Source organism: Gramella jeungdoensis (assembly GCF_023805255.1).
Classification (GTDB): Bacteria; Bacteroidota; Bacteroidia; order Flavobacteriales; family Flavobacteriaceae; genus Christiangramia; species Christiangramia jeungdoensis.
In genome coordinates this window covers 517,655-532,886 of sequence record NZ_JAMSCK010000004.1, presented here as the reverse complement: position 1 = coordinate 532,886, position 15,232 = coordinate 517,655, and the positions used below count along the sequence as shown (strand labels likewise).

10 protein-coding genes are annotated in these 15,232 nt (G+C 36.8%); 9 read left to right on the top strand and 1 reads right to left on the bottom strand.

Annotation, left to right across the window (positions count from 1 at the left end; all coding sequences use genetic code 11):
• Window positions 1–32 precede the first annotated feature (32 nt).
• The 9 genes from NE848_RS13340 (at window position 33) to NE848_RS13300 (ending at window position 12,995) form a co-directional block, all read left to right on the top strand.
• A complete protein-coding gene (locus NE848_RS13340; protein WP_252114403.1) occupies window positions 33–1,205 on the top strand; it encodes a n-acyl-d-glucosamine 2-epimerase in 1,173 nt (390 codons plus the stop codon).
• A 10-nt stretch (window positions 1,206–1,215) separates the two neighbouring features.
• Entirely contained in the window at window positions 1,216–1,989 is a 774-nt protein-coding gene (locus tag NE848_RS13335) for a creatininase family protein (RefSeq protein WP_252114401.1), read from the top strand.
• A 41-nt stretch (window positions 1,990–2,030) separates the two neighbouring features.
• A complete protein-coding gene (locus NE848_RS13330) occupies window positions 2,031–3,182 on the top strand; it encodes a sialidase family protein (RefSeq protein ID WP_252114399.1) in 1,152 nt (383 codons plus the stop codon).
• 27 nt (window positions 3,183–3,209) lie between these two features.
• Window positions 3,210–4,886, top strand: coding sequence for a beta-N-acetylhexosaminidase (locus NE848_RS13325; protein WP_252114397.1), 1,677 nt, complete (start codon window positions 3,210–3,212; stop codon window positions 4,884–4,886).
• Window positions 4,887–4,970: 84 nt separating this feature from the next.
• Window positions 4,971–5,300, top strand: a complete 330-nt coding sequence (locus NE848_RS13320; protein WP_252114395.1) for a CidA/LrgA family protein — start codon at window positions 4,971–4,973, stop codon at window positions 5,298–5,300.
• 1 nt (window position 5,301) lies between these two features.
• A complete protein-coding gene (locus NE848_RS13315; RefSeq protein ID WP_252114393.1) occupies window positions 5,302–5,994 on the top strand; it encodes an LrgB family protein in 693 nt (230 codons plus the stop codon).
• A gap of 33 nt (window positions 5,995–6,027) precedes the next feature.
• Entirely contained in the window at window positions 6,028–7,530 is a 1,503-nt protein-coding gene (locus NE848_RS13310) for a sialate O-acetylesterase (protein ID WP_252114391.1), read from the top strand.
• An 89-nt stretch (window positions 7,531–7,619) separates the two neighbouring features.
• Window positions 7,620–10,325 (top strand): sodium:solute symporter family protein, encoded by a 2,706-nt coding sequence (locus NE848_RS13305; protein ID WP_252114389.1) that lies wholly within the window; start codon window positions 7,620–7,622, stop codon window positions 10,323–10,325.
• A 51-nt stretch (window positions 10,326–10,376) separates the two neighbouring features.
• Window positions 10,377–12,995 (top strand): family 20 glycosylhydrolase, encoded by a 2,619-nt coding sequence (locus NE848_RS13300; RefSeq protein ID WP_252114387.1) that lies wholly within the window; start codon window positions 10,377–10,379, stop codon window positions 12,993–12,995.
• Window positions 12,996–13,209: 214 nt separating this feature from the next.
• On the opposite strand, the gene NE848_RS13295 is transcribed toward NE848_RS13300, so the two are convergent.
• Window positions 13,210–15,045 (bottom strand): sodium:solute symporter family protein, encoded by a 1,836-nt coding sequence (locus NE848_RS13295; protein ID WP_252114385.1) that lies wholly within the window; start codon window positions 15,043–15,045, stop codon window positions 13,210–13,212.
• Between the last annotated feature and the right edge of the window lie 187 nt (window positions 15,046–15,232).

The window sequence follows — 15,232 nt, the reverse complement described above, 5'->3', positions numbered from 1 at the left end:
TATTTTTGCTTTATGTATAACATAATGAACGGATGAGTTACTCTGAATTATATCGAAATGCCTTATTGAGTGATGTGATCCCTTTTTGGGAAAAAAAGTCATTGGATATTGAGCATGGAGGGTATTTTACCTGCTTAGATCGAAAAGGAAAGGTGTATGATACTGATAAGTTTACCTGGCTTCAAGGCAGACAAGCCTGGATGTTTTCGTTCTTATATAATAATGTGGAAAAAAAGGATTCCTGGCTTAATGTTGCCGAGTCAGGAATTACATTCCTAAAAGATAAAGCGATGACCTCTGATGGGACTTTTTACTTTTCTTTATCAAGGGAAGGTAAACCCTTAATCCAACCTTATAATATTTTTTCTGATTGTTTTGCCGCAATGGCGTTTGGTCAATATGCTAAAGCAACGCAAAAGGAGGAGTATTTTGAGCTGGCCAAGAAGACCTATTCAAGTATCTTGAATAGGAGATCTAATCCCAAAGGTGTCTATGAAAAATCTACAGGGAATCGGCCTTTAAAAAGTTTTTCTTTACCAATGATTCTATCTAATCTAGTTCTGGAACTGGAAGAAACTTTAACTAGAGAGGAAGTAGAAGAAACTATTGATTATAGCCGTAAAGAGGTTATGACGACATTTTTGAGTCAGGAGAATGGTCTTGTTTATGAAAATGTTAATCCGGATGGAAGCTTTAATGACAGTTTTGAAGGTAGACTTATAAATCCTGGACATGGTATTGAAGCCATGTGGTTTATGATTGATATTGGAATACGTTTAAAAGATCAGGAGCTCATTAAAACAGCATCTCAAACCATACTTAATATTCTTGAATATGGGTGGGATCAAAAATATGGAGGTATCTTTTACTTCTTGGATATAAAAGGGTATCCTCCTCAACAGCTGGAATGGAATCAAAAGCTATGGTGGGTTCATCTCGAGTCACTGGTCGCACTTTCCAAAGCATTTCTTCATACTAAGAACCCTAAAATTCTTAGTTGGTATGATAAGGTTCATAAATATAGCTGGAAACACTTTCCTGATAAGCAATATGGAGAATGGTACGGCTACTTGGATAGACAGGGCAGCCCTAATCTTGAACTCAAAGGAGGTAAATGGAAAGGCTGTTTCCATGTTCCCAGGGGTTTGTATCAATGTTGGAAAAGTTTTGAAGCGGTCGAGTCCAAATATTCACTTCACAATTAGTTTCTCTACTATGAAAGAAATAAGACCATTTGTTTTACATGAAACGAATTATAAGACAGTAAAGAATACGAAGTATAGCCTGGCGGTTTTACCCTGGGGAGCCACGGAAGCTCATAATTACCATTTGCCTTATGGAACAGACACTATTCTGGCTGAGGAAATTTCAATAAAAGCTTCTACAATTGCCTGGCAAAAAGGAGCGCGACCACTAGTGCTACCACCGATCTCATATGGTGTTAATACAGGTCAAATGGGCGTGCCTCTTTGTATAAATATGAACCCCAGTACTCAATTAGCTATCCTCACTGATATCATCCAGGTATTACAAAAAGATGCTATTGATAAATTAGTGATTGTTAATGCTCATGGCGGTAACAACTTTAAACAAATCATTCGGGAACTAAGTCTAAAATTCCCAGATATATTTGTCTGTGCTCTTAACTGGTGGCAGGTTAAGGATGGACAAAAATATTTTGAAGAACCAGGAGATCATGCTGGAGAACTGGAAACTGCTGCTATAATGCATCTGAAACCAGAATTAGTCCTGCCTATTCAAGAGGCTGGATCGGGGAAAGCGAAAACTTTTAAAATAAAAGGTTTGAAAGAAGGCTGGGTCTCTGCACAACGGGAATGGACTAAAGTAACCGAAGACACTGGGGTAGGTGATCCAGTTAAAGCTACCCCGCAAAAAGGGAAAACATTTTTTGAAGACAGTTCTACGGAAATTGCTCAGTTCTTCTATGAATTACATAACACTAATATAAATGATCTCTATGAAGATTAATCACTCAGAATAAAATTATAAAAACCTAAATATCCTTTCTCATGAAAAAGATTTCAATTCTACTAATAAGTTTAGTTTTTTTTAGTTGTGGAGCCCAGGACCTGCAGCAGTCGGATAATCCGAACCAAGATACTCAGGAAAATATCCCACATAATATAACATTCAAAAACCTTTTTGATGCCAGAAATACTGAAGGTGTGGAATGCTATAGAATTCCTGCCTTAGTAACAGCTCCGAATGGAGATTTAATAGCGGCTATCGACGAACGTGTCCCGGGTTGCGCAGATCTCCGAGGTAGTAAAGATATAAATATAGTTCAGCGCAGAAGTGCCGATAATGGTAAGACGTGGACGGAGATTGAAACAGTAATTGATTTTCCATATGGGCAGTCAGCTTCTGATCCTTCCATGATAGTAGATGATGAGACCGGAGATATTTTCATGTTTTATAACTATATGGATCTGGAAAAAGAAAAAGATGTCTATTATTTGCATGTTATCAAGAGTACCGATAACGGAAAGACCTGGGGAGAGCCTAAGGATATTACCTCGCAGATCTCTAAAGAGGAGTGGCATAATGATTTTAAGTTTATTACTTCCGGAAGAGGTATTCAAACTCAAAATGGGAGATTGCTACATACACTTGTTCGCTTAAAAGAAGGCGTGTATTTATTTGGAAGTGATGATCATGGTGAAAACTGGTTTTTAATTGACTCACCAGTTAAACCAGCCGATGAATCTAAAGTTATTCAACTGGCCAATGGTAATTATATGATTAATTCTCGTGTTAACACCGGGGAGGGACATCGATATGTACATGTTTCGGAAGATAAAGGATTAACCTGGGAAACGTTTGCCGAACATGAACTTGTAGATCCCGGAAATAATGCCAGTATAATACGATATACCTCTGTAAATGAGGGAGACGATAAGAATCGGCTTTTATTTTCTAATTCAAATAATGCAGAAGGTAGAAAAAACCTGACTGTAAGGATAAGTTATGATGAGGGAAAAACATGGAGCAGTGGAAAAACGGTTTATAGTGGTCCCGCAGCTTATTCTTCCATGACCATTCTTGAAAATGGACATATCGGTATATTTTTCGAAAAAGATAATTATACCGAGAATGCATTCGTAAGTTTTCCATTAAGCTGGCTTACTGATGGAGAAGACTCACTTAAAGGAACTGATTAAATATTAAAAAACCTTAAACAACTTGAAATGAAAAAAATTCTGGGAATCTTATGCCTTGTAGTTATATATACTTCCTGCAACCAAAAAAGATCTTACGAAGAATATAAAAATATTACGAACTCCGAAGTTGATTATCCTATAATTCCTTTGCCAAAAAAAAGTGATATAAAGGAGGGAAGATTTCTTTTAGATGAAACCACTCAAATAGTATATGAGGATGCTGAATTAGAAAAAGAGGCGGCGTATTTATCTGAGCTGTTAAAAACTGCTTCTAATGAGGAGGTATTTTTAACTAATAACTTAGAAGAAGATAAGCACTCCATAATTCTTAATCTCGATAATAACTTACCAGAAGAAGGTTATTCTTTAAAGATCAATTATGATCAAATTAATATTACTGGGAAGACACCTAAAGGTGTTTTTTATGGAATTCAATCGTTGCGAATGTTATTACCCCCATCAGCTGAAAAACAAGGTATTGATGAAATTACTATTCCTGCAGTCTACATAGAAGATCAACCTCGTTATTCCTATAGAGGGATGCATTTGGATGTAGGTAGACATATGTTTCCTGTTGATTTTATAAAGAAGTACATTGATCTCCTGGCCATGCATAAAATGAATCGTTTTCATTGGCATTTGACAGAGGATCAGGGCTGGAGAATCGAGATAAAGAAATATCCAAAACTCACTGAAGTCGGTTCCGTGAGAAAGGAAACAATGATTGAAAAGAATTTTGACCCCTATAAAGGTGATGGAAAAGAATATGGTGGTTTTTATACTCAGGAGGAGGTAAAAGAAATCGTTGCCTATGCACAAGATAAACATATTGTGATTATTCCGGAAATTGAAATGCCGGGCCACGCCCGTGCCGCTCTGGCATCATATCCAGAGTTAGGAAATGATACAGGTCCTTATGAGGTTGCCACTAAGTGGGGAGTATTTGATCAAATTTATGCTCCCAAAGAAGAGACGTTTACTTTTCTTGAAGATGTATTAACGGAGGTAATGGCCCTTTTCCCCAGCAAATATATACATATTGGAGGGGATGAGGCTCCAAAGAAAGAATGGAAAGAAAGTAAGCAGGCCCAGACTGTAATAAAGAGAGAAGGCCTTAAGGATGAACATGAATTACAGAGCTATTTTATACAACGAATAGAGAAGTTCTTAAATAGCCACGGTAGACAAATAATTGGTTGGGATGAGATACTGGAAGGCGGCCTGGCTCCGAACGCCACTGTTATGTCGTGGCGAGGAATGCAGGGTGGAATAGAAGCTGCAAAACAGGGCCATGACGTTATTATGACACCAGGAACTCATATGTATTTTGATCACTATCAGGCAGATCCAAAATCAGAGCCATTAGCCATTGGTGGTTTTACACCGGTGAAAAAAGTTTATTCCTTTGAACCTACACCGGATACGTTGGCAGCGGATAAAAAGAAACATATTTTAGGAGCTCAGGGAAATGTGTGGACAGAATATATGAAGACATCCGATTATGTAGAATATATGGTTTTGCCTAGAATGAGTGCTCTATCAGAGGTCGTTTGGTCACCCATGGAGAAAAGAAACTGGGAGGACTTTAAAGAGAGGCTTTTTAAATTAGAAGAGCGGTACAAAGCTTTAGGGTATAATTATGCCGAGCATGTATTTAATGATCCTAAAGAAAATAATAATAGTCAAGAAGAGTCTGATCAATAATTCATTAAAGATCTGAATGAGACAAAACATCAAAACCCTAAATGTTTTAACGAATTATTTAGGGTTTTGCTATTAGCAAGCCAAATGTTAAAATCATTTTTTTTTCTGGGTATCTTTTGGGGGCTTGGTGAATTGATACAAAGGATTTTTTTGCTTCCAATTCCCGGAAGTATATTGGGAATGGCCTTTATTTTTATTAGCCTTCGATTGAACTGGATACGTCTGGTCCATGTCAAAAAAGCATCAGATTTTCTTTTAAAATATCTCGCTCTTTTCTTTGTGCCTTATGGGGTGGGATTAATGACTTATTATACGATCATAGAAAATGATCTGATAATTGTCGTAAGTGCGGTACTCATAAGTAGTGTCATAACCCTCTATGGTACGGCATTTCTATTTCAGAAGTTCGAGTAATATGGAACTTTCATTTGAAAATCCTTTATTTGGAATAGCCTTAACGCTTATTTCATACTTTTTTGTAATAAAATTGAGGAAGAATTGGAATTATAACATTCTAAACCCTGTATTGGTTTCTGTTATAATCATTATTTCTTTTCTTTTAATCGGAGATATTAATTTTGAAAGTTACAATAAGGGAGGTAAAATTCTCACCTATTTTCTGGGACCATCCGTTGTAGCTATGGGTGTTTTTCTTTATGAGAAATATTCTGAAATCAAGAATAAAATCAAATTATTTCTCTTATGTGTAACAGTAGGAGGTGCATTCGGAATCCTGAGTATGATTCTTCTTCTTTTACTTTTAAATACCCCTTCAATTTTAATTGAATCTCTTGCTGCTAAATCAGTTACCACCCCCATTGCTATTGAGATTACAAAACTAGTAGGAGGTATACCTGAAATTACAGCAGGGATGGTAATTATGGTAGGTGTGCTTGGCAATGTACTCGGGGTCCAGTTCTTAACAGGGTTGGGGATTTACAGTGAAGGAGCTATAGGAACTGCCCTGGGTACAACTTCCCATGGAATTGGAACCGCCCGAGCCTTTGAATATAGTAAAAGTGCAGGTGTGTACAGTGGTCTTGCCATGTGTTTCAACGGAATTATAACGGCATTCCTAACCCCATACTTTCTTGAATTGTTCATGTAGAGAAGAATTAACATAAATTTTTATATCGGTTAGATGAAACGAATTCTTTTTATAAGTGTATTTATATTGATAAGTCTTAAAACCAGCGGCCAGATTGAATTACCAAAATTTTTTGGTAGTAATATGGTTTTACAAAGAGAGAAATCGATTACAATTTGGGGTACATGTGCCCCTGGAGAGGAAATTACAGTCGTATTTTCTTCCCAGGTGAAAAAAACTCGTGTAGCAAATGATTCTACATGGGAAGTTGAATTTCCTAAACAAGAAGCAAGTTTTGAGCCTAGAAAGATTAGTATATCTTCGGAAAATGATACCATTACTTTAAATAATATACTGGTTGGAGATGTCTGGCTTTTATCGGGACAATCCAATATGGAATGGCCATTAAATCTGGAAATGCATTTCAAGAAAGAAAGAAAACACTTAACAGGTAGCGAATTACGATTTTTCGATACTAAATTTATTGGCAAAGGGGTTTATGCGGAGAAATATTCTGATTCTGCCTTAAACCACCTTACTCCGAAAGAATTTTATTCCGGAAAATGGGAAACAGGGGGTACGCCGGCTATAAAAAATTTGAGTGCGGTAGGTTATTATTTTGGGAAAAGAATTATTGAAGAAATTAATATCCCTGTCGGGTTGATCAACATGGCTATCGGAGGAGCCCCAATTGAAACATTTATTTCAGTTAAAACCTTTCAGCAACATCCTGAATTTAATAAAAAGACGAATGGAGATTGGTTATATAATGATTTTTTACCAGTATGGGTAAGGGAGAGGGGTCGACAAAATGTACAGGATATAGCAATACATTATGATGATTTAGGACCAAATCACTCCTATAAACCGGGTTTTGCTTATGCCTCCAGTATTCCTGTCTTATCGAAAATGCCTATAAAAGGTATATTGTGGTATCAAGGGGAAAGTAACGCCCAGGAGAAGACGAGCGTGGAAGAATATCCAAGTTTACAAAAGTTATTGATTGAAGATTATCGAAAACAGTGGGGAAGTCCTAATTTACCTTTTTATTGGGTACAGTTATCTTCTATAGATACTACGAATTATCAAGCAAATTACTGGCCTGAATTTAGGGACCAACAACGGATTCTAATGGAGAGTATTACCCATAGTGGAATGGCGGTGAGTAGCGATATTGGTTCAAAAAACGATGTTCATCCCAGGAATAAGAGAGACGTTGGATATAGATTGGCGCGTTGGGCGTTGAACGATATCTATAATATCAATATTTTAAAATCAGGACCGCTTCCAGTTAAGGCGGAATATGCAAATAATAAGGTGGTTATTTTATTTGAATTTGTAGGAGACTCCTTAAAAATAGGTAATAATAAAGAACTAATGGGCTTTTCATTAAATGGGGAAAACCCTATAGCGGCTAAAATCGAAAATAACCATGTGGTTATTTTTACTTCCAAGAAACCAGATTTTATTTATTATGGTTGGGAACCTTATTCGAAAGGAAATTTAATTAATAGCGAAAATTTACCAGCATCCACTTTTAAAATAAGGGTTCAGTAAAACAAAAGATTTATATATGTTATACATAATACATTATCTTTTTTTATATTTATAGCCAAATCGAATAATTGGTTCTAACACTCATTTCTATGAATAAGTATTTGCGTTATCTATTTATTAGTGTTCTGATAGTTTTATCAACAGTCAGTACCCGGGCTCAACAGAAAAATAAAATAGAATTTGGTTGGAATTCCATTGCTGAATTACCTCTTAAAGAAGGACTCAATGGAACCTTTACAGGCATTCATAATGATGTTTTAATTTTGGCCGGAGGAGCAAATTTTCCGGAGGAGCAAGTTTGGAATGGAGGTAGTAAAAAATATTATGATTCCATTTATGTCCTTGTAAAGGATAAAAACGGATATCAATGGCGTAAAAATATAAAACTTAAACTTCCTGAGCCATTAGCATATGGAGCTTCTGTAGTTACCGAAGAGGGAATTTGGTGTATAGGAGGCATGAATGAATCTGGTGTTCATGATTATGTTTTTCTTTTAAAATGGAATCCTATAAAGCAGGTTGTGGAAATTGAGGAAAAACCTTCCCTACCCATTCCACTTGCCAGTATGGGAGCAGCTGCAATAAATGATGAAATTTATGTTGTTGGGGGCCAAGAGGAAGCTGGAAAAAAAGCAACAAATAATTTCTTATCTTTTTCTGAGAGGACCGGATGGAAAAAACTGGACGATTTTCCCGGAAAAGGCCGTATACAACCAGTTGTAGTTAATCAAAATAATGGAAAAACAAATGTATTGTATGTTTTCAGTGGAACTCATTTCGATCCGAATTCCCCAGATCCAAATGAATTTTTGAGCGATGTCTGGCACTATAATCCATTATCTCACAAATGGAGTGAGAAGGATCCTATACCATCAAATAACACCCCTGGTCTTGAAGGTGGTTACCTAGGGGCGGCTCCAGCCACCAAATTAGGAGATGCACATATTTTAATTTTTGGTGGAGCTGGAGGAGAAAATCAACTCTGGTCTCAGAGGCTGGAAATTCAAAAACAGATACAAAATTTAGAGTCTCAGTCTCAAGATACTTCCACCGTTAATATTGAAATTGATTCTTTACAGGAAAAAATAACAGAAAATTTTAAAAACACTTCTTTTTCGAAAACCATATGGGCCTATCATACAATTACTGATACCTGGTCTAAAAGAGGAGAAATTCCGGGAAAATCACAGGTTGTGACTCAGGCAATAAAATGGGGAGAGGAAATTGTGCTGCCCCTTGGAGAAATAAGTCCCGGCGTCCGAACCTCTGAGGTCCAAATGGTAAACATAACCCCACGAGAAACTAATTTTGGATGGGTAAATTATACTACATTAATCGTTTATTTAGCCCTGATGATAGGTATAGGCTGGTATTTTTCTCGTAGAAATAAAAGCACTGATGATTATTTTTTGGCTGGGGGACGAATCCCATGGTGGGCAGCCGGGTTAAGCATTTACGCTACTATGCTAAGTGCTATTACATATCTTTCTCAACCTGCTTTAGCCTATAGTTACGACTGGCAAGCATATCTTGGGTATTTTACAATTTTGCTTATTGTACCTATTATAATTACCTATTATCTTCCTTTTTTCCGAAACCTAAATATAACCACCGCTTATGAATATTTAGAAAAGCGATTTAATATTGTTATTAGGATGTTTGGGAGCACCTCTTTTGTTTTATTTCAGCTTGCAAGAATGGGTATCGTTGTGTATCTCCCAGCTTTAGCTCTGTCTACTGTGGTGGGGATCGATATTTATTTCGCAATAATAATAATGGGAATCTTGGCCATTTTGTATACGGTAATGGGTGGGATAGAAGCCGTTATTTGGACGGATGTAATCCAGGTAATCGTTTTAATTGGAGGACTCATTTTGGGACTTATTTATATTGCTGTTGATATTGGGGATGTTGGATATATATTTTCTACTGCATATGAGGATAGTAAATTTCAGCTATTTGATTTTAGATGGAGCTTTACTGAAGTGGTTACGTGGTCTTTATTTCTAGGGACCTTTGCGCTAAACTTTGCTCCATATACCACTGACCAGGCAGTAGTACAACGTTATCTGACAACTTCTGATGAAAAAGAAGCTCGTAAAAGTATTTGGATGAATGGAATTATATCTATTCCTGCCGGTTTACTAATCTTCCTTATGGGTACTTTCTTATATGTCTATTTCCGGGATAATCCCCAATTTTTGCAGGTTGGGATGCAAAATGATGGAATATTCCCCTTATTCATCGCGGACCATTTACCTCCCGGTGTCGCAGGACTGGTTATTGCCGGGATCTATTCAGCAGCAATGTCGAGTTTGGATAGTAGTATGCACAGCGTTTCAACGGTCGTGACAGTGGATTACTTTAAAAGGTTTAGAAAAGGCAAATCTGATTTAACTACGATGAAAGTTGCCAGATGGGTGACTATAATCGTAGGTATTTTGGGGACTACAGTGGCGGCATTTATGGCTGCTTTCCCAATCGCGTCCTTATTCTTCTTTTTTCAGGAAATTGTAGGCCTTTTTGGTAGTGCTCTGGCTGGTATCTTTATGCTGGGTATTTTCTTTAAGAAAGCAAACTGGGTAGGTACATTATCAGGAGCTATTTTAAGCGTTTTATCCCTGGTATTTGTAAAATACTACACAGATATTAATTTTTATATCTATCCGCTAATTGCTATTCCTGTGTGCGTTCTTTCAGGGTATATCATAAGCTTAATTGTTCCTATAGAACAAAAAGTATCTTCGAACCTTGTATATAGCATTGCAAATAATAAAAAACGTGCTGAAAAATAAACCTTAGTCGGTTCAAGTATTTTCAATTGTTCAATAGAATATAATTTCTTGATGAAAAAGACAAATTATAAAATCAGGTTGTGGTCTTATCTATTAATCCTAATTGTGACGACTGGTTTCTCACAAAAACCTGATGAAGTATTTGAATCTAAATTTACTGCAAGCGAACTTAAAGAGGCACCGGTTAAATTAATTCCACATCCCCGGGAAGTTAATTGGATGGAGGGTAGGATTACAGTGGATGAAATTAATATTGATGAAATAAATATACTGGATGAATTTTCAATCCAACTTATAAAAGAAATATTCAATACGGAACATCCGTCCGGGGATGAGCATGATTACACACTTAAGTTTATTCAGGATAACGAAATAGATGCAGAAGGATATATTTTAAAAGTAGAAAAGGAAGCTCTTGTAATACGATTTAGGGATGAGCCTGGTCGCTTTTATGCACTTCAAACCCTGCGCCAACTGAGTTCTAAAGAAAATGGTCATACTTCTATACAGCTTTGTGAAATTAAAGACGCGCCCCTTCATGGTATAAGGGGTTTCATGTTGGATGTAGGGCGTAATTTTATCAGTGTAGATAATCTGAAAGAACAATTGGAAATTATGGCGAGGTATAAGTTGAATGTCTTCCAATGGCATTTAACGGATAGGCCAGCTTGGCGCATTCAAAGTAAAATATATCCTGAACTTACAAAAGCTGAGAATCATCGACCTACAAGAAATCCAGGGAAATTTTATACGTATGATGAAATTAGAGAACTGATCCAATACGCCAAGAAGATGCATATTACGGTGATTCCAGAGATCGATATGCCTGGTCATAGTGATTCATTTACAAAAGCAATGGGATTTACCATGGCTTCCGAAAAAGGAATGATGGCACTGGAGAAAATTCTAAATGAATTTTTTGAAGAGATTCCTAAGGAATTGGCACCCATGATTCATTTAGGATCAGATGAAGTTGAGATTGAGAATCCAGAGGCTTTTATGAATAAAATGGTTTCACTCTGTCAAGACCACCAACGTGATGTTATTGTCTGGAATCCTGGTTTAAAAGTATCTGATAATGTAATTAGGCAAACCTGGAAACCAGGAGATCTGAAAGACGAAGGATATCGCGAAATAGACTCCTGGAATAGTTATATAAATAATAGCGAACCAATGACCGCGGTTCCTAAATTATTGTTTAAACCAATAGGTTATAAGTCCAATAATGAGGTATTGGGAGGAATACTAAGTTTATGGCCAGATGTGCGTTTGGAAAATCAAAATGATTTTATAGATCAGAATCCCTTATATCCTGCCTTACTTACCTATGCCTGGGCCACCTGGACCGGTGATATTACAAAAACATCCGATCGATATCTTACTATGTTACCCCGGAAAGGAACTGAAGCCTTTTATTATTTACAGGCTTTTGAAGATTATTTGATGTATCATAAGCAGCGGTATTTTGAAAGTATGCCTTTTCAATATGTGAAACAAACTAATAATGAGTGGTTGCTTTCTCATCCCTTAACAAAAGATGAAGCGAAAATTTTAGAAACTCAACTAATAAATGGACACGCAATTGACACCAGTGAGTGGAAAAAAGCTGTTGGAAATACCATAATAATTAAAGACCGTTTTAAACAAGGGGGATATTTTCCAGAGGCTTCAAAAGGTACCACTGTATATGCCATTTCTAAAATTAAAGCCGATGAAGATAAAATACTACAAGCCTGGATTGGTTTTGAAACACCGCTGAGAGCCAATAGGACTTATACGGGTATTCCAAATACAGGAGAATGGGATGCGAACGGAGGAACGGTATGGGTAAACGGGAAGGAATTACCTGCTCCAAAATGGAAGAACCCAGGTTGGAAACCTTCAAAACAAAATGGATGGGCCACTAAGGAAGACCAGGAAATACCATGGACACAGGAAGAATTATATTGGACGCGTAAACCGGTGAATGTTACTCTTCAAAAGGGAATTAATACTATAGTTTTTAAAGTACCTTCGGCAACAGATTACCAAAATTGGATGTTCACGTTTGCGCCTCTCGAGACCCATAAGCTCTTTTCGGAGCATTATTATCAGCGAAATGCATTGTTTGAAAGTCAACCGGACACACAAAATGAAATAATTTTTTTAGGAAACAGCATTACTGAAGGAGGGAATTGGAAGAACTTATTTCCAGGTAAGAATGTTGTCAATAGAGGAATAAGTGGTGATGTAACCGATGGAATCCTGGCTAGATTAGAGGAAGTTGTTTCATCACAACCTTCAAAGATATTTTTATTAGTGGGTACTAATGATTTAGCCCGAGGAAAAGATATAGATTATGTAGTGAATCAAATCACAAGGATTCTCGAAGTTATTAAAAGAAAATCCCCGAATACCGAAATTTTCTTACAGAGTATTTTGCCTGCCAATCCAAATGTGGGGGAAAAGTTTTCAGGACACAAAAGCAATCATCAAAAGATTATGGAAGCTAATGCCAGATTGCAAGAGCTTGCAGAAAAGTTGAGTGTAAAATTCATAGATCTTCACAAGGCTATGAGTAATAAAAATAAGTATCTAAAACCAAAATACACTCATGATGGTTTGCATTTAAGTGAGAAAGGATATCTGAAGTGGAAAAAGATGCTTAAAAAGGCAAATTATATTAATTAAACCTTTTCAAATAGGGCTCTTCCAAATTGATTCAGTTCTTAGATTCTAAATATTAAACCTGTAATAGCATAATTTATTCTAGGACTACCCTCGCGGTTATTAAATTAAAGGAGCATCATTTGAGATACTCCGGTAATTCTGCATTAGTTGCTTGTCCTTTCTAAATTTTATATTAAAAGGGACACAGCCATAATAAACATCCTCATTAATAGTACTAGAAAACCTTTGTTTTAATTTTGGCCCATAACTTAATTAGGAAGAAAGTCGAGATGAAAACAAGTAGGGTTGCTAGTATTGCTTCCGGGTATCTTCCGTAAATCCAATATCCTGTACCAAAAAGGGATCCATATATTACGATGCATCCAGTAAGAGTTGCCAAAATGCCTGCTGGAACATTCCAGTCTTTATTCGGATCTTGTAAATTCTTACCTCTGGAATTTGCATAATTGATAATGCGTTTCCAACCTGGTCCTCCCGGTGCAGTTCGTTTATAGAAATTCAAGAGTGTAGATTTTTTTTCCGGTTTAGTTAGAAAGGTAACCGCCAGCCATACAGAAGATGTAATTAATACGACCATAGGATAGGTAGACCAGGAAGGTAAAATACCCTCGGTAAATCGCCCAGCTTGATCTTCAATACCAAAAAAGAAAGATCCCAATGCAGTGAAATTGAACAGAATAGAAATTATTCCTGATGAGATCATAGCTGCAATTTCACTCCAGGCATTTATTCGCCACCAAAACCATCTAAGAAGAAATATAAGTCCAGTCCCAGCACCAAACATTAGAATAATATTAAACAACTGCAAAGCGTTAGTTAATAAAAGGGCTAATCCTGCACTTATGGTCATTAATAAAACCGTTGAAATCCGTCCGACGTTCACCAATCTTTTTTGAGAGGCCTGCGGATTAATATAGCGGGCATAAAAATCATTTACTACATACGAGGATCCCCAGTTAAGATGGGTAGATATTGTTGACATATAGGCTGCGATTAGTGAGGCTAATACAAGTCCGAGTAATCCACTTGGAAGTTTAGTTAACATAGCCGAATAGGCAAGATCGTGACCTAATTTACTCTCGGCGACATTTGGAAAAGCCTGCTGAATACTTGCAATATCTGGAAAGACTATAAGAGAAGATAAGGCAACCAGGATCCATGGCCATGGTCTTAGTGCATAATGTAAAATATTAAAAAAGAAGGTTGCGCCAATAGCATGATTTTCATTCTTAGCTGCCAGCATTCGTTGGGCGATATATCCGCCACCACCTGGTTCGGCTCCAGGATACCACGCACTCCACCATTGTACCGCAAGAGGAATAATGAGTAAGGTGATTACCAGATCCGGATCACTTAAATCTGGAATAATATTCAGTTTGTCAGCTATATTAGGATGGTTCATTAATCCGGACATACCTCCAACTTCAGGTAGATTTATACAATAGTAAGCGGCTCCAACACCACCGATCATTGCTGCAAAGAACAATATAAAATCGGTATACACCACTCCTTTAAATCCTCCTACCGTACTAAAAATAACCGTAACTAATCCAGCCCATGCAATGGTTTCTAATGGACTTATACCCAGCATTATCTGCCCAATTTTAATGGCAGCCAGGGTTACTGCTGACATGGCAAGAATATTAAATATCACTCCAAGGTATATGGCACGAAACCCGCGTAAAAATTTGGCCGGCTTTCCGCCATACCTGAGCTCATAAAATTCGATGTCTGTTGATAGACCTGATTTCCGCCATAATTTTGCATAAACAAAAACAGTAAGAAGACCGGTTACAAGGAAGGCCCACCATACCCAGTTACCTGAGACTCCTTGATTTCTAACTATATCTGTGACCAAATTGGGGGTGTCCGTAGAAAATGTTGTGGCTACCATTGAGATCCCTAATAACCACCAGGGCATGGATCGACCGGATAAGAAATATTCTGAGGAACTTTTTCCTGATTTTTTCGCGACTACAAGTCCTATAATAAGAGTTATGGTAAAAAAGCCAAAAATGAAATAATAATCCAGAGATTCGAGGACCACCATAAAAATTTAAATTTTATTGTTAAATTGTATACGTAAGGAAAAAACATTTTTTCTTTACAAAATGAAAGTTTTAAAGATATTATATTTACCCAAATTGAGGACGTATTCTTTGTTTAATGTTATACATTTTATTAAAAAAATATTAACAAACTTTTGTTTTGGAGTGGTATCGATTCCAATTGAATTA

What these genes read in the sequence shown, in the direction of transcription:
- NE848_RS13320 (WP_252114395.1), top strand. Translation starts at nt 4,971, where the DNA reads ATGTTAAAATCATTTTTTTTTCTGGGTATCTTTTGGGGGCTTGGTGAA.
- NE848_RS13315 (WP_252114393.1), top strand. Translation starts at nt 5,302, where the DNA reads ATGGAACTTTCATTTGAAAATCCTTTATTTGGAATAGCCTTAACGCTT.
- NE848_RS13310 (WP_252114391.1), top strand. Translation starts at nt 6,028, where the DNA reads ATGAAACGAATTCTTTTTATAAGTGTATTTATATTGATAAGTCTTAAA.
- NE848_RS13305 (WP_252114389.1), top strand. Translation starts at nt 7,620, where the DNA reads ATGAATAAGTATTTGCGTTATCTATTTATTAGTGTTCTGATAGTTTTA.
- NE848_RS13340 (WP_252114403.1), top strand. Translation starts at nt 33, where the DNA reads ATGAGTTACTCTGAATTATATCGAAATGCCTTATTGAGTGATGTGATC.
- NE848_RS13325 (WP_252114397.1), top strand. Translation starts at nt 3,210, where the DNA reads ATGAAAAAAATTCTGGGAATCTTATGCCTTGTAGTTATATATACTTCC.
- NE848_RS13335 (WP_252114401.1), top strand. Translation starts at nt 1,216, where the DNA reads ATGAAAGAAATAAGACCATTTGTTTTACATGAAACGAATTATAAGACA.
- NE848_RS13330 (WP_252114399.1), top strand. Translation starts at nt 2,031, where the DNA reads ATGAAAAAGATTTCAATTCTACTAATAAGTTTAGTTTTTTTTAGTTGT.
- NE848_RS13300 (WP_252114387.1), top strand. Translation starts at nt 10,377, where the DNA reads ATGAAAAAGACAAATTATAAAATCAGGTTGTGGTCTTATCTATTAATC.
- NE848_RS13295 (WP_252114385.1), bottom strand. Translation starts at nt 15,045, where the DNA reads ATGGTGGTCCTCGAATCTCTGGATTATTATTTCATTTTTGGCTTTTTT.